Annotated in this window: 1 pseudogene; it reads left to right on the top strand. The window is 60.3% G+C overall.

Annotated features, from left to right (window positions below):
- Nucleotides 1–519 (top strand): annotated as a pseudogene (locus ABJ99_RS28685) (LPD7 domain-containing protein); the annotation flags it as partial.

Below are 519 nucleotides of genomic sequence, written 5' to 3'. Positions count from 1 at the left end.
CAGTGGCAGGCGCAGCGTGCGCAACCGGCTGCGGATGTTGCAGCAACGGCAACGTCTGAAGCGCAGGCCAACGTGCCAACGCCTTCAGACGCTGCGCCCGAGGCGGTAACCCCGACAGCGGCCACAAACCCTGCGTCGGCCAGTCCAGAAGCCGCGAAGCCTGCACGGGCCAACGACCCGGACCTGCAGAGCCCCAGCGAGCTGGTCAGGCTTGAAGCACAATGGCGTCGTGATTTCCCGATGTCCGAAGCGGATGTCAGGGCCTCTGATACGGTCATGGGCTTGCGAGGTGAAGACCATGCCGTCTGGATCATTGCGACAAATGACAAGACCCCTGAAGCCGCTGCCATGTTGGCGTCTTATATGGAAAACGACAGCTACCGCGAAGCGTTCAAAAGCAGCATCGTAGCCGCTTACAAAACAGTCGAGAACTCGCCTCAGTCAGTTGATGACCTGGACCACCTCACGGCGATGGCTGCGCAAATCGTCAATGAGGTGGAAGACCGTCTGTACTCGGCA

This window comes from Pseudomonas syringae pv. cilantro, assembly GCF_001293775.1.
In the GTDB taxonomy this organism is placed as follows: domain Bacteria; phylum Pseudomonadota; class Gammaproteobacteria; order Pseudomonadales; family Pseudomonadaceae; genus Aquipseudomonas; species Aquipseudomonas syringae_P.
This window is presented reverse-complemented; position numbering and strand designations above follow the sequence as displayed.